General features: G+C 58.2%; 19 protein-coding genes. 13 read left to right on the top strand and 6 right to left on the bottom strand.

The features are described from left to right. Nucleotides 1-17 precede the first annotated feature (17 nt). Together RGU70_RS11845 and RGU70_RS11840 are read right to left on the bottom strand one after the other, a co-directional pair. Nucleotides 18-1,577 (bottom strand): aldehyde dehydrogenase (NADP(+)), encoded by a 1,560-nt coding sequence (locus RGU70_RS11845; RefSeq protein ID WP_322210790.1) that lies wholly within the window; start codon nt 1,575-1,577, stop codon nt 18-20. 304 nt (nt 1,578-1,881) lie between these two features. Further along, entirely contained in the window at nt 1,882-2,664 is a 783-nt protein-coding gene (locus tag RGU70_RS11840; protein ID WP_322209601.1) for a FadR/GntR family transcriptional regulator, read from the bottom strand. Between the two features lie 371 nt (nt 2,665-3,035). On the opposite strand from RGU70_RS11840, the gene garD reads away from it, so the two are divergent. Continuing rightward, entirely contained in the window at nt 3,036-4,544 is a 1,509-nt protein-coding gene (garD, locus tag RGU70_RS11835; RefSeq protein ID WP_416186565.1) for a galactarate dehydratase, read from the top strand. 50 nt (nt 4,545-4,594) lie between these two features. Here garD and RGU70_RS11830 read toward each other — a convergent pair whose 3' ends face one another. Then, the gene (locus tag RGU70_RS11830; protein ID WP_322209599.1) at nt 4,595-5,305 is read right to left on the bottom strand and encodes a FadR/GntR family transcriptional regulator; all 711 of its coding nucleotides are present in this window, start codon (nt 5,303-5,305) and stop codon (nt 4,595-4,597) included. Between the two features lie 216 nt (nt 5,306-5,521). Here RGU70_RS11830 and RGU70_RS11825 point away from each other — a divergent pair, with 216 nt between their 5' ends. From RGU70_RS11825 to RGU70_RS11790, 8 genes are all read left to right on the top strand, one after another. Beyond that, the gene (locus tag RGU70_RS11825) at nt 5,522-6,205 is read left to right on the top strand and encodes an amino acid ABC transporter permease (RefSeq protein ID WP_322209598.1); all 684 of its coding nucleotides are present in this window, start codon (nt 5,522-5,524) and stop codon (nt 6,203-6,205) included. Between the two features lie 10 nt (nt 6,206-6,215). Next, nucleotides 6,216-6,866, top strand: a complete 651-nt coding sequence (locus RGU70_RS11820; protein ID WP_322209597.1) for an amino acid ABC transporter permease — start codon at nt 6,216-6,218, stop codon at nt 6,864-6,866. Continuing rightward, nucleotides 6,850-7,578, top strand: a complete 729-nt coding sequence (locus RGU70_RS11815) for an amino acid ABC transporter ATP-binding protein (RefSeq protein ID WP_322209596.1) — start codon at nt 6,850-6,852, stop codon at nt 7,576-7,578. Before RGU70_RS11820 ends, RGU70_RS11815 begins: the two co-directional genes overlap by 17 nt. 129 nt (nt 7,579-7,707) lie before the next feature. Further along, nucleotides 7,708-8,484, top strand: coding sequence for a transporter substrate-binding domain-containing protein (locus tag RGU70_RS11810; RefSeq protein WP_322209595.1), 777 nt, complete (start codon nt 7,708-7,710; stop codon nt 8,482-8,484). Between the two features lie 123 nt (nt 8,485-8,607). Continuing rightward, nucleotides 8,608-9,618, top strand: a complete 1,011-nt coding sequence (locus tag RGU70_RS11805) for a zinc-binding alcohol dehydrogenase family protein (RefSeq protein WP_322209594.1) — start codon at nt 8,608-8,610, stop codon at nt 9,616-9,618. Nucleotides 9,619-9,625: 7 nt separating this feature from the next. Then, nucleotides 9,626-10,786, top strand: coding sequence for a mannitol dehydrogenase family protein (locus tag RGU70_RS11800; protein ID WP_322209593.1), 1,161 nt, complete (start codon nt 9,626-9,628; stop codon nt 10,784-10,786). Nucleotides 10,787-10,832: 46 nt separating this feature from the next. Further along, nucleotides 10,833-12,371, top strand: coding sequence for a UxaA family hydrolase (locus RGU70_RS11795; RefSeq protein WP_416186514.1), 1,539 nt, complete (start codon nt 10,833-10,835; stop codon nt 12,369-12,371). Next, the gene (locus RGU70_RS11790; protein ID WP_322209591.1) at nt 12,368-13,327 is read left to right on the top strand and encodes a sugar kinase; all 960 of its coding nucleotides are present in this window, start codon (nt 12,368-12,370) and stop codon (nt 13,325-13,327) included. The genes RGU70_RS11795 and RGU70_RS11790 overlap by 4 nt, the downstream gene beginning before the upstream one ends. A 119-nt stretch (nt 13,328-13,446) precedes the next feature. Here the strand turns inward: RGU70_RS11790 and nadB are convergent, their stop codons facing one another. The 3 genes from nadB to RGU70_RS11775 form a co-directional block, all read right to left on the bottom strand. Further along, the gene (gene nadB, locus RGU70_RS11785) at nt 13,447-15,039 is read right to left on the bottom strand and encodes an L-aspartate oxidase (RefSeq protein WP_322209590.1); all 1,593 of its coding nucleotides are present in this window, start codon (nt 15,037-15,039) and stop codon (nt 13,447-13,449) included. Between the two features lie 102 nt (nt 15,040-15,141). Beyond that, nucleotides 15,142-16,353: a formate-dependent phosphoribosylglycinamide formyltransferase gene (purT, locus tag RGU70_RS11780; protein ID WP_322209589.1), complete on the bottom strand. Its 1,212-nt coding sequence runs from the start codon at nt 16,351-16,353 to the stop codon at nt 15,142-15,144. A gap of 429 nt (nt 16,354-16,782) precedes the next feature. Next, on the bottom strand, nt 16,783-18,450 hold the full coding sequence (locus RGU70_RS11775) for an MFS transporter (RefSeq protein WP_322209588.1): 1,668 nt from the start codon (nt 18,448-18,450) through the stop codon (nt 16,783-16,785). Nucleotides 18,451-18,738: 288 nt separating this feature from the next. Here RGU70_RS11775 and RGU70_RS11770 point away from each other — a divergent pair, with 288 nt between their 5' ends. The 4 genes from RGU70_RS11770 to bluB all read left to right on the top strand — a co-directional run bounded on the left by RGU70_RS11770 (nt 18,739) and on the right by bluB (nt 20,802). Then, entirely contained in the window at nt 18,739-19,044 is a 306-nt protein-coding gene (locus tag RGU70_RS11770; RefSeq protein WP_322209587.1) for a Dabb family protein, read from the top strand. 114 nt (nt 19,045-19,158) lie between these two features. Continuing rightward, on the top strand, nt 19,159-19,611 hold the full coding sequence (locus RGU70_RS11765) for a PaaI family thioesterase (protein WP_322209586.1): 453 nt from the start codon (nt 19,159-19,161) through the stop codon (nt 19,609-19,611). Then, complete coding sequence (locus RGU70_RS11760; RefSeq protein WP_322209584.1) at nt 19,608-20,066, top strand: GNAT family N-acetyltransferase; 459 nt, start codon at nt 19,608-19,610, stop codon at nt 20,064-20,066. Before RGU70_RS11765 ends, RGU70_RS11760 begins: the two co-directional genes overlap by 4 nt. A gap of 58 nt (nt 20,067-20,124) precedes the next feature. Then, nucleotides 20,125-20,802 (top strand): 5,6-dimethylbenzimidazole synthase, encoded by a 678-nt coding sequence (gene bluB, locus RGU70_RS11755; RefSeq protein ID WP_322209583.1) that lies wholly within the window; start codon nt 20,125-20,127, stop codon nt 20,800-20,802. The last annotated feature ends 90 nt before the right edge of the window (nt 20,803-20,892 follow it).

Genomic DNA, 20,892 nt, shown 5'->3' with positions numbered 1-20,892 from the left:
GGGATCAAACACGACGATCAAGCCTGAACCAGATCGCCATTAATGACGCGCCACAATCCCAGCGGATTGCCATCCTGCAGCGATGCCGGCAACAAATCTGCCGGAATATCCTGATAGCTGACCGGACGCAGGAAACGATCAATCGCGGCAGCGCCGACCGATGTGCTGCGGCTGTCCGATGTTGCCGGGAACGGGCCGCCATGCACCATTGCGTGGGACACTTCGACGCCCGTCGGGAAACCGTTAACCAGAATGCGGCCCACTTTGCGTTCCAGCGCCGGCAGCAACTGCTTGGCGGCGGCATGGTCGGCAGCGGTCAGGAACAAGGTGGCAGTCAACTGACCCGCCACATGTTCCGCCACTTGCCGGAATTGCGCGATGTTGTTGCAACTGACGATCAGCGAGCAAGCACCGAACACTTCATCTTCCAACGAAGGCGTGGCCAGGAATGTGGCCGCGTCCGTAATGAATAAAGTTGCCTGACCGCCGCAGGGGCCGGTGGCGACCTGGCCGCGTGCCAGCAGACGCACACCGGCAGTGGCCGCCAGTTGCTCTACGCCCTTGGTGTAAGCAGCATGGATGCCCGGAGTCAGCATGGTTGCCGCCACTTTGGCTTGCAGCGCTTCGCCGGCCGCTTCGCTGAATGCTGTCAGATCGCCACCTTCCATTGCAATCACCAGACCCGGGTTGGTACAGAACTGTCCTGCGCCCATGGTCAGGGAATCGATGAAGGCCGCGCCGATTTTGCGTGCGCCGTTGGCCATTGCATCCGGCAGCAGGAACATCGGGTTGATGCTGCTCATTTCGGCATAGACCGGGATGGGTTCCTTGCGTTGCGCCGCTGCGCGCATCAGTGCTACGCCGCCTTGACGCGAACCAGTGAATCCGACTGCCTTGATGGAGGGATGGCTGACCAGCGTTTGACCAACGATGTTGCCGTCGCCGAACAACAAGGAAAACACGCCTTCATGCAGGCCGCAAGTGGCAACCGCCGCCTGAATGGCTTTACCGACCAGTTCCGAGGTGCCGGGATGGGCGCTGTGCGCCTTGACCACTACCGGGCAACCTGAGGCCAGTGCGGAAGCGGTATCGCCGCCGGCGACTGAAAACGCCAGAGGAAAATTGCTGGCGCCGAAAACGGCGACCGGGCCCAGACCGATTTTGCGCAAGCGCAGATCAGGCCGTGGCGGTGCGCGTTCCGGCAGTGCCGAATCCAGCGTGGCGTCGAGAAAACGGCCGTCGCGCACGACTTTGGCAAACAGACGCAGCTGACCGACGGTGCGGCCGCGTTCGCCTTCGAGGCGAGCTTGCGGCAAACCGGATTCCTGCATGGCGCGCTCGATCAGGGCGTGGCCGATTTCCAGGATGTTAGTGGCGATCTGCTCCAAAAACTGGGCGCGCTGTTCCAGCGTCGTTTCACGATAGCTGTCGAATGCTTGCTGGGCCAATGTGCAGGCGGTATCGGTATCGGCTGTGGTGCCGGTGCCGAATGGCGGTTCGATAGGCAAGCCGCTGGAAGGGTCGATGGCGTGCAACTGGCGTTCAGTACCAAAGTGGGCAGTTTTTCCGATCAGCATGGCACCGGTGATAGTGGCGTGAGTTGGCGTGGTCAATAGGTTCTCCAGAAGGTTGATTGAAGCAGCAGCAAGACCTGCCGTCTTGCAACGGGAGGAGAGCTTGTGGCGCATCGAAAATGGGGGCGGCTTCCGGTCAGAGGCGCCGGATGCCTGGGCGTGATGTCAGTCGACCGGAGAGGGGCGCACTATCGAAGGAATGGGATATTCACCTGGTTAGTACGGCCAACACGCAGCGCTGACGACATCACCGGTCATCGTACAACATGACTTGTGAATGTGCAAGCCTGGCGCAGCCGGATTGACCTTACTGGCGCGTGTTGTCTGACGAAGACTTGATTTCGTTCGATTCCTGAATCCGTCGCAAACGCTCGCGGCTATTGCTCAGGTGGGTACGCATCGCGGCGCGTGCTGCTTCAGGATCTTCGCGCAGGATGGCGTTGAAAATATCTTCATGCTCGTGATTGACGCGCTCCAGATAGGCCGCAGGATCGTCATGCGTCATCTTGGCGGCGTTAATGCGCGAGCGCGGAATAATGTTGGTGCCGAGCTGGTGCAGGATGTCGTAGAAATAACGATTGCCGGACGTCTGCGCGATGAGCAGATGAAAATGGACATCGGGCGAGATGGCATCTCCGTCCTCGGGGGTATGGTTCAGTAATGCATCGAGAGCCGCGCGCAGTTCTTGCAGTTGCTGTTCGTTGCGTCGGCTTGCGGCCAGATAAGCGGCTTCGGTTTCCAGACTGATGCGCAACTCCAGAATCGCCAGCACATCGCGCATGGTGATGACCGTATCGGGATCGATGCCAAAGGCTTGCGCTGGTGGTGGTTCCAGCACAAAGGTACCGATGCCATGCCGGGTTTCCACCAGTTTGGCGGCCTGCATGTGGGAAATGGCTTCGCGCACCACGGTGCGGCTGACGCCCTGAATCCGCATGATTTCGGATTCGGTCGGCAATTTGTCTCCCGGCTTCAGGATCTCATTCTGGATTTGCTCTGAAATATCCGCGACGACGCCCTGAGCCAGATTGCGGTGTTTCTTGCGCGGGGCAGAGGGCGTGGAGGCGGTTGAGGTGTGATTTTCAGACATGAGTGGTGGGATAAGTAGCGCAATGAGAGATGGATTGCAGAGTTTTCATATTCTGATTATACTCGGAGCATGTTGTACGATGACATATGAGGTTAGGTGAAATGCGTTCATATGATATCCGCCACAGCTTTTTTGTACTGTATTGCTCACAATAATAAAACAAATAAGAGCGCAGTCAGATAAAACCATGGGGCCCTTGTCTATGAATGTTTATGAATGTCGATGAAGATCGAGCCGCTAAAGTAAGCGAAAGCTAAAGTAAGCGAAAAATAGAAAATACAATGGAAAATACAATGGAAACATCGAGCAAGGGAACAACGCCGGTTTCGACTGTCGCGCAAGCCGCAGGTACAGCGCCCCTGTATATCCGCATGCATGCCAACGACAATGTCGCCATTGTCGTCAACGATGGCGGATTGCCTGCCGGAACCGAATTCCCTGGGGAATTCGTCCTGCTCGACCGTATCCCCCAGGGACACAAAATTGCCCTGGTCGATTTAGCCGAAGGTGCCGCCATTACCCGCTACGACGTCACCATCGGCTATGCCGTACGCGATATTGCGCAGGGCAGCTGGGTCGAAGAATCGCTGGTGCGCATGGCGCCCGCGCGGGAACTGGTCAACTTGCCGATTGCCAATCGCCACTTCGCGCCGGTAGAGCCGCTGGAAGGCTATACCTTCCAGGGATTCAAAAATGCGGATGGCTCCGTCGGCACACGCAATATTCTGGCCATTACGACCACGGTGCAGTGCGTCTCCGGCGTGGTCGAACATGCCGTCAAGCGCATCAAAGCGGAACTGCTGGCCGATTATCCGAATGTCGATGACGTCATCGGACTGGAACACACCTATGGATGTGGCGTCGCGATCGACGCGCCGGATGCCATCATCCCCATTCGCACGCTGCGCAACATCAGTCTCAATCCGAATTTCGGCGGGCAAGCCATGCTGGTCAGCCTCGGTTGCGAAAAACTGCAACCGGCGCGCCTGCTACCGGCCGGCAGTATCCCGATTCAGAACGGGCCTTACATCGTTGTCTTGCAGGACGAACAGCATGTCGGCTTTGAATCGATGATCACCTCGATCATGGACATGGCAAAAATCCGACTGGCCGCCCTCAATCTGCGCCAGCGCGAAACTTGCCCGGCATCGGAACTGGTGGTCGGCGTGCAGTGCGGCGGCAGCGATGCCTTCTCGGGAGTGACGGCCAATCCGGCGGTCGGTTTTGCGACTGAGCTGCTGATCCGGGCCGGCGCTACCGTCATGTTTTCTGAAACGACTGAAGTCCGCGACGGTATTGACCAGCTCACTTCGCGCGCCCTGAACGCCGAAGTCGCCAAGGAAATGATTCGTGAAATGGCCTGGTATGACGCTTACCTGAGCAAAGGCGGCGTCGACCGCAGCGCCAATACCACTCCCGGCAACAAAAAAGGTGGCTTATCGAACATCACTGAAAAGGCGATGGGTTCCATCGTCAAGTCCGGCAACGGCGTGATTTCCGGTGTGCTGGCACCGGGAGAAAAACTCAAGCGCAAGGGCCTGATTTACGCAGCCACGCCCGCCAGCGATTTTATCTGCGGCACGCTGCAACTGGCGGCTGGCATGAATCTGCACGTATTCACGACAGGTCGCGGCACGCCGTACGGACTGGCCGCGGTACCGGTCCTGAAAGTCGCCACGCGCTCCGATCTGGCGCGTCGCTGGCATGATTTGATGGATATCAACGCCGGGCGCATCGCCACCGGCGAAGCCAGTATCAGCGATGTCGGCTGGGAAATGTTCCAGATGCTGCTCGACGTCGCCAGCGGCAAAAAAACCTGGGCCGAGCATTGGAAGCTGCACAATGCACTGACCCTGTTCAATCCGGCACCGGTGACCTGATACTGTAATGCGCCATGTTCGGCGCATTGCGAGCTACGGCAAGGTCTTTTTCAAGACCACTCCTGCCGATTGCTTTCCACCCAGCGATTCAGCGATCCATTGAGATGCGAGCGCAAGGCTGTTTGTGCGTTGAGCACATCCCGGCTTTCCAGCGCCACCAGAATCGCCTCATGTTCCTCCAGCGCAGCGTCCCATGTCTGACTGGTTTCTGTGCGCTCCCGTAATTGCGACGAAATCGGACTGTGGCGCTCATCGAATAGCTCGCGCACCAGCCGCTCCAGCACCGAATTGCCGGTACTCGCAGCGATCAGCAAGTGGAATTCTCTGTCGTAGGGAAGGGTGGGGCGATTTTGTGTAATCGCCGAACGCATTTCCTCCAGCACCCGACGCAGCGACAGCAGCCCCTCCGGGGTAATGCGCGCGCAAGCCAGCATTACCACCGTTCCTTCCAGCGCCGAGCGCGCCTGCATCAACTCAATCGGACTCTCGCCCATCGCCGCCGTCGTTTGTGGCGTGCGTTCGGTGGGATTGCACACATACACCCCCGCGCCCATTCGGACTTCTACGCTGCCTTGCAGCTCCAGAGCAATCAGCGCTTCCCGCACAGATGGTCGCGATACTCCCAATTGCTGCGCCAGGTCGCGTTCCGGCGGCAAACGCGCACCGGCGGGGAAATTGCCCTCCAGGATAAGTGCGCGTATCCGATCGGCGATTTGTTGATACAGGCGGCGGGTATCCACCGGTTTGATTTGATCCAGCATGAGGTTTTTCCTTCAATTCGGTACATTACAGCAGTATTGGCCTGACCAGAGTAATCGAAATTGGTCAGGCCGAAGCCCTTAGTTTAGGCTAAATAAAAGAATTTTTGCTGAATAAATAGTGTTAATACGCAATTTTAAGGTATTCTTGGTCAGGCCAATTAAAATAAACGGCAAAGCGGCCTTACCCGGCTGTTTTGACCAACCGGGAGACCAACTATGCGGTATGACTTCGATTTCAGCGCGCCTCTGGCGTACTGGCCGGATTTTCTGGCGGGTGCGGCGACCACGCTGGGTTTGTCGGTAGCGGCGACCGTGTTCGGCTTTTTGCTCGGCGTATTTTGCGCACTGGGGCGTTCCGGCCGTTCAGTCTGGCTGTCCCGATTCTGCGGGATTTATGTCGAGAGCATCCGCAATACCCCCTTGCTGGTGCAAGTGTTCATCGTCTATTTCGGACTCGCCACAGTCGGCATCAAGGTGGACGCCTTTACCGCTGCCACGGCCGCACTGATTATCAACGTCGGTGCCTATACCTCGGAAATTGTGCGCGCCGGTATTCAATCCATTCATGGCGGGCAACTGGAAGCCGCCGAATGTCTGGGTCTGTCGCGCTGGCAAGTGATGCTGCATGTAGTGCTGCCGCCGGCTATCGAGCGGGTCTACCCGGCGCTGACCAGCCAATACGTTTTGCTGATGCTGGCCTCGTCGATCACTTCGCAGATTTCAGCGGAAGAACTGACCGCCGTTGCCAACCGCATTCAGTCGGATACTTTCCGCTCGGTCGAAACTTATCTGATCGTCGCCGCAGCCTATCTGGTGCTGTCGCTCATCATGCGGCTGATGTTCTGGTGCGCCAGTTACCTCGCCTTCCCGCGCCGCCGCCGTCTCGGCCAGCCGATCTGAAGGGGCCGCCATGACTTTACTGACCGTACCGCAATTGCAATTCCTGCTTCAGGGTTTCTGCTGGACCGTGGGACTGTCGCTGATCGCCTTCGTCGGCGGCGGCGTGCTCGGTTTCATCGTCGCGATACTGCGCGTCTACGGACCCGCTTTCACGCGCAACCTGACCATGCTCTATATCAAACTGGTGCAAGGCACGCCGCTACTGGTATTGCTGTCGCTGACCTACTTCGGCTTGCCGACGCTGGGCCTCAACATCGAACCGCTGACTGCCGCCGCTATCGGTCTGAGCATTTACTCATCGGCCTATCTGGGCGAAATCTGGCGCGGCTGCATCGAATCGGTACCGCGCACTCAAGCCGAAGCCGCCGAATGTCTGGCGCTTAACTGGGGACAGCGGCTGATCCATGTGATCCTGCCGCAAGCGCTCAAGATCGCCACCCCATCCACCGTGGGCTTCATGGTGCAGATCGTCAAGAACACCTCGCTGGCTTCAGCCATAGGATTCATTGAGCTGGCGCGCGCCGGGCAGGTGATTAACAACGCTACCTTCCAGCCGTTCCTGATTTTCATGCTGACCGCTGTTTTGTATTTTGCCCTGTGCTACCCGCTGTCGGTCTGGAGCCGCCGCCTCGAAAGGAAATTCAATGTCGCAAATCGTTAAGGTCGAGTCCATCTCGAAGAGCTTCGGCCCGGTCCGTGTACTGGATGGCGTGTCCTTCGACGTTAAAAAAGGCTCGGTAGTCGCCATCATCGGCCGCAGCGGTTCCGGCAAAAGCACAGCCTTGCGCTGCATCGACCGGCTGGAATCGGTCGACAGCGGCCGCATCGAAGTTTGCGGACATGAAGTCACCTCGCCACAACTGGACTTGCACCAACTACGCCGCGACGTCGGCATCGTTTTTCAAAGCTATAACCTGTTTCCGCACATGACCGTCGAGCAAAACATCATGCTCGCGCCACGCCTGGTACTCAAGGGCAAACGTGCCGAACTGCGCGAACGCGCCCACAAGGTCTTGACGCAGGTCGGTCTGGCCGACAAAGCCGATGCTTATCCGTCGCAGTTGTCCGGTGGCCAGCAGCAACGCGTGGCGATTGCCCGTTCGCTGGCGATGGCGCCGAAGGTCATGCTGTTTGATGAAGTGACTTCCGCGCTCGATCCGGAATTAACCGGCGAAGTGCTGCGCGTGATGGAAAAACTGGCCGCCGATGGCATGACCATGATCCTCGTCACGCATGAAATGGCATTTGCCCGCAAGGTCGCTGACGAAGTGATTTTCATGCATGGCGGCAAGGTATGGGAGCAAGGCCCGGGCTCGATGCTCGATGCGCCGCAAACCGCCGAGCTGCGCAATTTTGTCGGCAGCGGACTTTAATTTCAGCAAGGCCGCGCAGTGAGCGGTGAGGTATGTTTTTCAGTAGGGCAGTGAAAGCATTGCAGCTAAGGCGTTGCAGCTAAAGCATTGCCATCAAAGCAGTGCCATCCATAAAACCAAGGAGATGAAATGATGATCAAGCGTTCCCCATTTGCACGCCGCCTTCTGTCGGCAGTTGTCCTGATGTCGTTCGCCGGCGCGGCGACCGTCGCCCACGCCGACCAGCTCGATGACGTCCGTGCCGCCAAGAAAATCCGCGTCGCTATCGACCTCGGCTCACCGCCGTTCGGTACCACCGATGGCGCAATGAAGCCAACCGGTTCTGATGTCGAGACTGCCCGTTTGCTGGCCAAGGATCTGGGCGTGGAACTGGAAATTGTACAAACCACGGGCGCCAATCGCATTCCGTTTCTGCAAACCGGCAAAGCCGACATCGTGATTTCTTCCCTGTCGGTCACGCCGGAACGTGAAAAGGTTATTAATTTTTCCGCGCCGTATGCGCAGATTCAGGCCGTGGTCGCCGGACCTAAGCCCATTGCCATCAAGAGCTTTGCTGATCTGGCCGGAAAACGCGTTGCCACTGCACGCGGCACCACCAACGACCGGCTCGCTACCGACGGTGCCAAAGGCGCGCAAATTGTCCGCTTCGATGATGACGCCACCCTGGTCACGGCAATTGCCAGCGGCCAGGTCGATATTTTCGCCACTTCGCCTTCTATCGTTAACACGGTGATCGGAAAAGCCCCCGCACTCGGCATAGAAATCAAATTCGTGATGCAAAGCTTCCCGCTGGGAGTCGGCATGCGTAAGGGCGAAACCAAGCTGCAGGAGTGGATCAACGCCTGGGTCGCCAAGAACAACGAGAACGGCAATCTGGTCAAAATTTTCAAGCGTTTCCACGGCTGATGTGAGGAACCAACGCTGATGAAGTGTGGCACGCATCACACGCAACGAATCCCATACGCAGGATGGCGTAAGTGCTTCATCAGCCGTTTCTAAAAACCTACTAACGAATTCAAGGAGTCATGCATGTTGACAGTCATTTGCGAAACGCCGGGCATTTTGCGTGCCGAGCAACGTCCGATACCGCCACGCGGCGAGGGCGAAGTGCTGTTGCGCGTCAAGCGCGTCGGCGTGTGTGGCACCGATCTGCACATTTTTACCGGTAATCAGCCTTATCTCAGCTACCCGCGCGTCATGGGTCATGAGCTGTCCGGCATTGTTGAACAGGCACCCGAGGGATCGCCTCTGAGCGCTGGCGACACGGTCTACGTCATGCCTTATCTGACCTGCGGTGTCTGCGTGGCCTGCCGCAAGGGCAAGACGAATTGCTGTTCCCATATTCAGGTGCTGGGCGTACATCGCGACGGCGCATTTACTGAGTATCTCAGCGTGCCGCAAGCCTTCGTCCATAAAGCGGAAGGCGTGACGCTGGATCAGGCCGCGATGGTGGAGTTTCTCGCCATCGGCGCGCACGCGGTTCGTCGCGCTAACGTGCAGACCGGGCAGCGGGTGTTGGTGGTCGGCGCAGGCCCTATCGGCATGGCTGCCATGATTTTTTCCAAGCTGCGCGGCGGTATTGTCACCGCGCTCGACACCCGTCGCGACCGGCTGGATTTTTGCATCCAGCATCTGGCCATGAATGCTGCCGTGCAAATCGGTGATGCCGATGAGCAGGAGCTGGCGGCACTGACCGACAACGACTATTTCGACGTCGTGTTCGATGCGACCGGCAATCCCAAGGCAATGGAGCGCGGCTTCAAATTCGTCGCGCATGGCGGCACTTATGTCCTGATTTCGGTGGTGGGTGCGACGATCAGCTTTTCCGATCCTGAATTCCATAAGCGCGAAACCACCTTGCTGGGCAGCCGTAACGCCACCGTCGAAGATTTCGAGACCGTGCTCAAGGCCATGCGCGCCGGACAGATTCCCGACGCCGCGCTCAATACGCATCGCTTGAATCTGGCCGATGTGCCGGCCGATTTCCAAAAACTGCTTGATCCCGCACAAGGCGTGGTCAAGGCCATCATCGAGTGCTAAGTCCATCATGAGCCAGCCTATTCAGCCGATTCAGCCGATTCTCCAGTTCGGCACCAGTCGTTTTCTGCAGGCCCACGTTGATCTGTTCGTTTCCGAGGCGCTAGCCAACGGTGCTGATAATGCTGCCGGTGCTGCACTGGGTGGAATCATGGTGGTGCAGTCCAGCGACAATCCGGCCAACGTGCAACGGGTAGCGGCGCTGGCCGCCGATACCGGTTATCCGGTACGCATCCGGGGTTTGTTGCGCGGTCAGCAGATTGACACCACCGTCACCTGCAACGCCGTGCGCGAAGCCGTTCAGGCGGTGACTCACTGGCCGCGTCTGTTGGAGGCAATGGCGGGGGAGGTGAGGGTGATCGTCTCGAACACCGCGGATCGCGGCTATCAGCTCGATGCGCAAGACCATGCCGGTCTGATCGGCCATGCGCATGATGTTCCGCGCAGCTTTCCCGCCAAACTATTAGTGTTGCTGGAACACCGCTGGCAGCGCCAGGCCGCTGTGCCGCTGTCGATTTTTCCTTGTGAACTGATAGAACGCAACGGCGACACCTTGCGCGATCTGGTCTGCACCCTGGCCAGCGAATGGGCCTTGCCTGCGGCTTTCATCGTCTGGCTGCGCACGCATTGCGTGTGGGCCAATTCACTGGTCGACCGCATTGTTTCCGAAGCCTTGTATCCGGTGGGCGCCGTTGCCGAGCCTTACGCGCTGTGGGCCATCGAACAGCAGGAAGGTCTGGTGTTGCCTTGCCGTCACGCTGCCATTGTGCTGACTGATGATCTGGAACGGCACGAACGACTCAAACTTTTCCTGCTCAACGCCGGACACACCTATCTGGCCGAACGCTGGCAACAGGATCAGCGCGCCGCCGACGAAACGGTGGCGCAGGCCATGCAAGATGTCGTATTGCGCGCCGATCTGGAAGCGCTGTGGAACGAGGAAATACTGCCCGTGTTCGAGGCGCTGGGCGAGCGCGATCAAGCGCTGGCCTATCTGGTCGATTTGCGCGAACGCTTTCTCAATCCCTATCTGGCCCATCGACTGGCTGATATTGCGCAAAATCATGTGCAGAAAAAGCAGCGTCGTTTAGGCCCGGTGGTGGCGATGGCTGAAAAAGTCCGGCCCGCACTGTTGCAGCCGCGCTTGCAGGCAGCGCTGGCGCAGCAATAAGCAAGGCTAAATCGCTCGCCACTCCATTAGAAATTCCCTACCAAGGATGTTGACCATGCCAACTGAAAACAAACTGCTGATCCGTCTGAGCGAGTCCGATAACGTGGCCGTTGCCCGTATCGCGCTGAGCGCCGGACAGACCGTGACCATCAATGCCAAGCCGCTGGTACTGCGCGACGCCATTCCCGCTGGCCACAAGCTGGCGATGGAGGCGGTGGAGATCGGTAAGCCGGTACTCAAGTACGGCCAGATCATCGGGGTGGCGACGCAAGGTATTCTGCCCGGTGAGCATGTCCACGTACACAACCTGGGAATGGTACCGTCGGCGGCTACACACGGCGTGGGCAGTGCCTATCAACCGGTAACGCTGACGCAGCCCGGTGCCACGTTTCAAGGCATCGTGCGGGCGGATGGCCGGGTCGGCACGCGCAATTATCTGGGGGTCATTTCCAGCGTCAATTGTTCGGCCACCGTGTGCCGCCATATTGCCAAACTGATTAACGAGCAAGTGTTGAGCGAATTCCCGCACGTCGATGGCATCGTCGCCATCACGCACGGTACCGGTTGCGGCATGTCGGGCGGCGGCGAGGGCATAGCGCTGTTGCAACGGACCTTGCGCGGCTACGCCGATCATCCTAATTTCGCCGGCGTCTTGCTGGTCGGACTTGGTTGCGAAGTCAATCAGATTGCACCGCTGGTAGAAATGCTGGGCATGCGCGAGCCGGGCTTGTTTGCGTCACTGACGATTCAGGGCGAAGGCGGCACGCGCGAAACCATTGATGCCGGCGTTGCCATCCTGCGTGACATGCTGCCGCTTGCCAATCGCGCTGTGCGCAGCACCGTGAGCGCCAGCCATCTGGTGGTGGGTCTGCAATGCGGCGGCTCGGACGGCTACTCCGGCATCAGCGCCAATCCGGCTCTGGGCGCGGCAGTGGACCTGGTGGTGCGTCACGGCGGCACTGCCATCCTGTCCGAAACGCCCGAGATTTATGGCGCAGAACATCTGTTGACCGCACGCGCCGCTACGCCAGCCGTGGCCGACAAACTGATGCAGCGCTTGAGCTGGTGGGAACACTACACCCGCATCAATGGCGGCGACATGAACAACAATCCCTCGCCGGGCAATAAGGCCGGCGGCATCACCACCATTCTGGAAAAATCGCTGGGCGCGGTTGCCAAGGCGGGCAGTACCGGTTTGATGGACGTGGTCGAATATGCCTGCCCGGTCAGTACGCATGGCCTCGTATTCATGGATACGCCCGGTTACGATCCGGTGTCCGCCACCGGTCAGGTCGCGGGTGGGGCCAATGTGATTTGCTTTACCACCGGTCGTGGTTCCACTTATGGCTGCAAGCCCACGCCGTCGCTCAAGCTGGCGACCAATTCGGCCTTATTCCGGCACATGCGCATGGATATGGATTTCGACTGCGGTGGCATCGTGGACGGCGAACTCAGCATTGCCGATGCCGGGCGGCAGTTGTTCGAATTGATTCTGGCGACCGCGTCCGGCCAGTACAGCAAGAGTGAAGAACACGGATTGGGCGACAATGAATTTCTGCCGTGGCAGGTCGGGGCGGTAATGTGAGTCCGCTCCCCTTGCTCGATGTCGTGACTGTGGGCGAGGCCATGGCCTTGTTTATCGCCGGACAAGCCGGCGGGCTGGCGCAAGCGACGCATTTCCATCGCGCCACCGCCGGTGCCGAGCTCAATGTTGCCGTCGGTCTGCGCCGTTTAGGCTTGAGCGTGGGCTATGTCAGTCGGGTCGGTAACGACAGCTTCGGACAGCATCTGCTGGCCTTCCTTGACGCCGAAGGCATCGACCGCCGCCATGTGCAGACCGATCAGCAACACCCGACCGGTTTCATGCTGAAAACGCTGGAAACCGACGGCAAAGATCCCGCCATCGAATACTTTCGCCGTGGTTCGGCCGCCAGTCATTTGAATCTGGCCGATTATCCACAGGCCTACTGCACCGCTTCCCGCCATTTGCACCTGACCGGTATCAGTCCCGGCGTATCGGCCAGTTTGTGCGAGCTGGTGTTCGAGATGGCGGCGCAGGCGCGTCTGGCCGGACGTAGCGTATCGTTCGACCCCAATCTGCGGCCGCGTCTGTGGCCTTCGCCGCAAGTCATGGCTGCAACCATGAACCGGCTGGCAGCCAGCGCCGATCTGGTTATGCCGGGCTTGTCCGAAGGGCAGCTATTGACTGGACTCGACAGCATGGAAGCCATTGCCGATTTTTATCTTGAGGGCGGGGCGAAACAGGTAGTCATCAAACTCGGCGCGGAGGGCGCTTATTTCGCCGATCAGGATGGGCGCGGCATCGTACCGGGTATTCCTGTAAAGAAAGTGGTGGACACAGTCGGCGCAGGCGATGGTTTTGCTGTCGGCGTGATTAGCGGCTTGCTGGAGGGATTGCGTTTGCCGGAGGCAGTTGCGCGCGGCAATGTTATCGGCGCGCGGGTGGTGCAGTTTCCCGGGGACTGCGATGGCTTGCCGACGCGGGAGCAACTGCGGGCAATGCTGGCAGTTTCACAGTAAGACTGAAGGTCAAAAACAGGCTGAGTTTTCGTTCGAAATCAGCATCAACAAGTCTGTGCATCGAATGCAGAACAGGGTGCAGACCAGTTCGGCGACGCACAGACGGATAACGTCCTATCTCAATCCGGCGTCAACACCGTCGGCACGGCCTTTTCCAGCGTTTCAGGATAGTCGCGGCTGTAATGCAGCCCGCGGCTTTCCTTGCGGGAGAGCGCGCTGTTGACGATCAGTGAGGCCACTTCCACCAGATTACGCAATTCCAGTAAGTCGCGGGTGATGCGGAAGTGGGCATAGTATTCGTCGATTTCTTCTTTCAGCAGGCGGATGCGGTGCTGGGCGCGTTCCAGCCGTTTGTCGGTGCGCACGATGCTGACGTAATTCCACATGAAGCGTCGCAGTTCGTCCCAGTTATGGGAAATCACGACTTCTTCGTCGGCGTCGGTGACGCGACTTTCGTCCCATGCGGGCAAGGCGGGTGTGGGCGGCGCAGGGTGTTGTTCGATATCGAGCGCGGCAGCGCGGCCCAGTACCAGGCATTCCAGCAAGGAGTTGCTGGCCAGCCGGTTGGCGCCGTGCAGGCCGGTGCAGGCGGTTTCGCCAACGGCGTACAGGCCGGGCAGGTCAGTGCGGCCATGCAGGTCGGTGAGGACGCCGCCGCAGGTGTAGTGAGCGGCAGGCACGACCGGGATTGCTTGCTTGGTGATGTCGATGCCAAATTCGAGGCAACGCGCCTGAATCGTCGGGAAATGTTCGTGGATGAAAGCGGCTGGCAGGTGGCTGATGTCGAGGTCGACATGGTCGAGGCCGCGCTTTTTCATTTCAAAGTCGATGCTGCGGGCGACGATGTCGCGCGGGGCGAGTTCTTCGCGCACATCATGCTGCGGCATGAAACGCTGTCCGGCAGCGGTACCGGCACCAGCCGGCAATTTGAGTTGCGCTCCTTCGCCGCGCAAGGCTTCGCTGATCAGAAAAGATTTGGCGAACGGGTGGTACAGGCAGGTCGGGTGGAACTGGATGAATTCCATGTTGGACACCCGGCATCCGGCGCGCCAGGCCATGGCGATGCCGTCGCCGGTGGAGGAGTCGGGATTGGAGGTGTACAAATACACTTTGCCGGCACCGCCGGTGGCCAGCACGGTGTGGCCGGCGGAGATGGCGAGTACTTTGTCGTCCTTGACGCTCTGCACGTAGACGCCGACGCAGCGCGGCGCGCTGTCGGTATCGAGTTTGGCGGCATTGATGACGTCGATGGCGCAGTGATGTTCGAGCAGGGTGATGTTGGGGTGAGTGCGAACCAGTTGTTCCAGCGTGACCTGTACCGCGTGTCCGGTGGCGTCGGCTGCGTGGATGATGCGGCGCTGGCTATGCCCGCCTTCCCGCGTGAGGTGGTAGCCCATTTCCGCGCTGTCGTCGCGGGTGAAGGGGACGCCCTGATCGATGAGCCACTGGATCGCTTCTTTGCCATGTTCGACGATGTAGCGCGTGGCGGCTTCATCGCACAGACCGCCGCCTGCGATTAGCGTATCGGCGATGTGTTGGTCGTAGCTGTCGCCCGAGTCCAGTACCGCAGCGATGCCGCCTTGCGCCCAGTTGCTCGCGCCATCGAGCAGTTCCCCTTTTGAAATCACGACGACGCTGTGCGTGTTGGCAAGATGCAGCGCGACGGAAAGACCGGCCAATCCGCTGCCGATGATGGCAACGTCGAATTTCATGTTCATGAGGGGAGACGAAAGAAGGAGAGGAAGCTGCATTATACCGAGCGTTCCCAGGGCTTGCTGAGAGGCATCGGAAGGACTCCGATGCCTCCGTACAAATCAATTGCCGGTGATGGGCTTGATCTTGGCGACAGCTTGTTTGGCGCGGATGCGTGCGGTTTCGATATCTTCACCGCTGGCCACAACCACGCCCATGCGACGGCGCTTGAACGACTCCGGTTTGCCGAACAGACGGATGTCGGTACCGGGCACGCGCAGCGCTTCGGCGACGCCTTCAAAGGCAATGCCGACCGCGTCGTGCTGGCCGTAAATGACGGCCGATGCGCCCGGTGTTTTGAGCGCGACATTGACCGGCAGACCGAGGATGGCTTTGGCGTGCAGTTCAAATTCACTTTGTACCTGTGTGGCCATGGTGACCATCCCGGTATCGTGCGGACGCGGGCTGACTTCCGAGAACCACACCATGTCGCCTTTGACGAACAGCTCCACCCCAAACAGGCCGAGACCACCGAGGTTCTCGGTGATTTTGCGGGCGATGTCGCGTGCTTTATCCAGCGCGGCGGGATGCATGGGATGCGGTTGCCAGGATTCGACATAGTCGCCTTGCACCTGGATATGGCCGATCGGTTCGCAGAAATAGGTGGCGACTTCATTTTTGTCGTTGAGCGCGCGCACCGTCAGCAAAGTGATTTCGTAGTCGAAATCGATGAAGCCTTCGACGATGACGCGGGTGCTATCGACCCGGCCGCCGGTGAGAGCGTGCTGCCAGGCGGCTTCAATTTGTCCGGCGTCGTCGAGTTTGGTTTGCCCTTTGCCGGACGATGACATGACCGGTTTGATGACGCAGGGAAAACCGATTTCGCGTGTGGCGGTAATCAGTTGTTCCAGCGAATCGGCAAAGCGGTAAGGGGAGGTGGCCAGCGACAGGGTTTCTCCGGCCAGACGGCGGATGCCTTCGCGGTTCATGGTCAGCGAGGTGGCGCGCGCGGTGGGGATGACGCGTACTTTGCCGGCTTGCTCCAGCGCTACCAGCATATCGGTGGCGATGGCTTCGATTTCCGGCACGACCAGATCAGGGCGTTCCAGTTCGATCAGGGCGGCCAGCGCGTCGCCGTCGGTCATGTCGATGACATGCGAGCGGTGCGCCACTTGTTGACCGGGGGCGTTGGGGTAGCGGTCGACGGCGATGACTTCCACACCCAGTCGTTGCAGCGAAATGATGACTTCCTTACCCAGTTCGCCCGCACCCAGCAACATGACTTTGGTAGCGGTGGAGGAGAGCGGCGTGCCGATTCTGAGGGGAGTTTTCATGTCGTCGAAGGTAAGTGCGCAGTTAAATGAACTAAGCAGCGCGTGATTCGTGGAATTCAGTTCGTCTTACTGACGAGAGATCGTTATTGGTAATTTTTAGTGGAAAGCGGCGGGCGGGCAAAAATCAGGGGGCGCGACTGCAATCAGAGCCGAATTGTACCGAAATTGTACTGTGGATGGTGAGTCATAAAGCAAGATTTCCCTATGGAAATAAAAGGTGGCAGTGCAATGTCGCAATGACATGCGCCCATAAAAAAACCGGTCAAGGAATGCTTGACCGGTCAGTGCGCAGGAGTAACGCGGATTGCTTTCTCTTTTTTACGGCGGCGAACCGCTATGCTGCGTTTGCGCCGTCGGCCTTACCTCCCGTCTAATGCAATTTCAGTTTCGTAATTTCAGTTACACAATTTTAGTTTTGCAATTTCAGTTTCAGTCATCCGCGTAAATATTGGCGTCCTTGGTTTCCTTGACGAACAAAGTACCAATGACGAAGGTGACCAGGGCAATGACGATCGGGTACCACAGACCGTAGTAAATGTCGCCCTTGTACGCGACCAGTGCGAATGCGGTCGTTGGCAGCAAACCACCGAACCAGCCGTTACCGATATGGTAGGGCAGCGACATGGAGGTGTAGCGGATCCGGGTAGGGAACATTTCCACCAGTGCGGCGGCGATCGGACCGTACACCATCGTTACATACAGCACCAGAATGAACAGCAGCAGCAAGACCATAGGCTTGTTGATCTGTGCCGGATCGGCTTTGGTAGGGTAGCCCGCACCCTTGATGTCATCTGCCAATTCCTTGGAGAAGGACTTGTCCTTGGCGGCAGCATCTTCTTTTGACAGGACTCCGGAGTCGTACGAAACCAGTGTTTTTTCACCGATCTTGATGGTGGCGACGGAGCCGGGAGCACCCACGACATTTTGATAGTTCACCGATGCCGCCGACAGCTTGGCTTTGGCGATATCGCACGAGGAAGTGAATTTCTTCGTGCCGGTAGGGTTGAACTGGAACTGGCAAGTGGCAGGATCTGCGGTAACGACGACTGGAGCGTTCTTCAATGCCGCTTCCAGCGCAGGATTAGCGTAGTGCGCCAGGCCTGAGAAAATCGGAAAATACGTCACGGCCGCCAGCAGGCAACCGATCATGATGATGGGCTTGCGTCCGATTTTGTCGGACAGCGAACCGAACACCAGGAAGAACGGTGAAGCCACCAGCAATGCCACGGCGATCAGGATATTGGCAGTCGCGCCGTCCACCTTCAGCGATTGCGTCAGGAAGAACAGCGCATAAAACTGACCGGTGTACCAAACCACTGCTTGACCGGCAGTCAGACCGACCAGCGCCAGGATCACGATTTTCAGGTTTTTCCATTGGCCGAAGGCTTCAGTCAGCGGTGCCTTGGAAGTGCGGCCTTCCGACTTCATTTTCACGAAGGCAGGCGATTCGCTCATCGACAAGCGAATCCATACCGACACGCCGAGCAAAATGATCGACACCAGAAACGGCACGCGCCAGCCCCAGTCGGCAAATTGTTCTTCGCCAATCGCGGTACGCACACCAAGAATCACCAGCAGCGACAGAAACAGGCCCAGTGTGGCGGTCGTCTGAATCCATGAAGTGAACGCGCCGCGCTTGTTGGCCGGTGCATGTTCTGCCACGTAGGTCGCTGCGCCGCCGTATTCGCCGCCCAGTGCCAGCCCTTGCAGGATGCGCAGTACGATCAGAATGATCGGAGCGGTGATGCCGATGGAGTTGTAGTTCGGCAAGATGCCGACGATGAAGGTCGAGGCCCCCATGATCAGGATCGTTACCAGGAAAGTATATTTGCGGCCGATCATGTCGCCGAGGCGACCAAACACCAGTGCGCCGAACGGTCGCACGATAAAGCCTGCTGCAAAAGCGAGCAGGGCAAAAATGAAGCCGGTATTGGGATCAGTGCCGGAGAAAAACTGCTTGGCGATAATTGCCGCCAGCGAGCCGTACAGATAAAAGTCATACCATTCGAAAACGGTTCCCAGAGAAGATGCAAAAATAACTTTGCGTTCTTCTGCCGTAATGCCGCGATCTGCCGCGGTAACCGAAGTTGTCGCCATGCTTGTCTCCTTAATTATATTTATGGAATCCCTGATTAAGCGCTTCGTTTTGGGCTTGCGCCGCTCGTTAAACTTAATCAGTGGTTCTTTATGTAGTAGATCTCAGCGCTTGCTCTGCATCAATCCGCACCTTTTTAGGCACGTTGCCAGTGTGCAGCCTGAAACTTACATAGCGCTTGCTTGAAACTTACAGAAGCTTACGAAAAACAAACCCTCGGAAAGGGGTATTGCCGACGTTCTGTACGGCTTTCGCTTATCATGGCGCGTTCAGTTGATCGGGAGTTCAGGGTGCTCAAGCATATTGTGATGTGGAAGCTGAAAGAGCATGCGGAAGGCGCTGACAAGGCTACCAACATGCGTTTGTTCAAAGAACAACTGGATGCTTGCGCGGCCATCGTTCCCGGCATGTTGAAATTTGAAACTGCGCTGGCGCAGCCGGGGCTGGAAGCCACTTACGATGTCATGCTTTATTCGGAATTTGTGTCGCGTGAGGCACTTGCGGCTTATTCGTCGCATCCGCAGCATGCCGCGATGAAGCCGTTTGCCGTCGCCGTACGCGAAGCGCGTCAGTGCTTTGACTACGAAGTGCTTTGATTGCGAAGACTGATCCCGGCTGCAAGCTCCACAACCCACTGCAATCCCACCGTAATCCCACCGTAACCGACCGTCCCGCCAACGCAGCGGGACAGTGCCACCGAAAGAGGCTCCATGGCCATTCCCTTTACCGACGCTTTTCCGCTGGGCAATCCTTTTCTTAGCTGGCTGGGGGTCGAGGTGGATCTGATCGGTGACGGCAAGGCTGAATTAGGCTTGCTGTTGCTGCCGCATCATATGAATAGCTGGCAAGTCGCGCAGGGTGGACTGTCGGTGACCATGATGGATGTGGCGATGGGCGTAGCGGCGCGTTCGGCGGTATCGAAAGAACAGTCCTGCGCCACCGTGGACATGAGTACCAGTTTCCTCCAGCCGGGCGGTCATCCGGGTGATCGACTGGTGGCCAGAGCGCAGATTGTGCATCGCTCCGTCACCATGTGCTTTTGCGACGCCGGCTTATGGAATGGCGATCAGCTGGTTGCCAAATCGAGCGGCACTTTCAAATACCTGCGCAGTTCGGAAATTACCCGCAAGCTGCTAGGTGCATCGACGGAGATTTGGGCATGAGCATTTTCAGCGAAACACCGACTAAGGGCGACATCTTTCTGGTCCTTGGCGGCTGGGATACTTTGCAACAGGAAGCCAGCGCGATTCGACACACCGTATTTGTGCTGGAACAGAATGTGCCGGTGGAATTGGAAAACGACGCGCTCGATGCGGTCTGTCTGCATGCCGTCGCACGCAATGCCGCCGGCGTTGCGCTGGCGACCGGGCGTTTGCTGCCGGACGGTCATATTGGCCGCATGGCCGTTATGAAAGAAGCACGCGGGTCTGGAATTGGTGCGCTGGTATTGAAAGCCTTGTTGCAGGCCGCTTTGCAACGCGGCGATGCGGTTATTGCGTTGAATGCGCAGTGGCATGCGCAAGCGTTCTATGCCGCCTACGGCTTCGTTGCGGAAGGCGCACAGTTCATGGATGCAGGGATACCTCACATCGTCATGCGGTACGTAAGCAAGACCTGACAGTTTGTGGACACTAAGCATGAATACCAAGCATGAATACCAAGCATGAATACTAAGCATGGACACTAACAATCCCGCGACAGAACCTCTGGCATTTTCTGCGGAAGAAAGAGCGGCTGTTTATCGCGCCATTGATGAGCGACGGGATATGCGCCACTTCAGCGGTGGCGTGGTGGCGCAAGAGGTGATGCAACGCTTGCTGCAAGCCGCGCACCATGCGCCCAGCGTAGGCCTCATGCAGCCCTGGCGCTTCATTCGCATGCAAAGCCGGGAACGACGTATCGGGCTGCACCGTATGGTCGAGCAGGAGCGCATTCTGACGGCCCGCGCAATGGGTGAGCGGGAAGATGAATTCATGCGGCTCAAAGTACAGGGTGTGCTGGATGCGGCAGAAGTACTGGTGGTGGCGCTTCCGCCGGGTCGTGAACAACATATTTTTGGTCGACGCACGCTGCCCGAAATGGATCTCGCCTCGGCTGCCTGCGCTATTCAGAATCTCTGGCTGGCAGCGCGTTGCGAAGGATTGGGCATGGGCTGGGTATCGCTGTTCGATCCGGCTGCGCTGGCAGATTTTCTGGCGCTGCCCACAGGGGCGAAACCGATTGCTGTTTTATGCCTGGGACCGGTCGATGCGTTTTATGCCGCGCCCATGCTGCAAGAACAAAAATGGGCGGCACGCGCTTCTTTGGCCGACATGGTGTACGAGGATAGTTGGGGGCAGCCATCCGTGTCGTGAACGGATGAAGGTAGTCGATGAGGTGAGTGGGGGCGGCCGATATGACATTAACATCGATATTTCCCCTCGCTCATGGCTATGCCCCGGATG

The organism is Herbaspirillum sp. RTI4, from assembly GCF_034313965.1.
In the GTDB taxonomy this organism is placed as follows: domain Bacteria; phylum Pseudomonadota; class Gammaproteobacteria; order Burkholderiales; family Burkholderiaceae_D; genus Herbaspirillum.
Note: the sequence above shows the minus strand (reverse complement) of the source record. Positions and strands in the feature narration are given on the sequence as shown.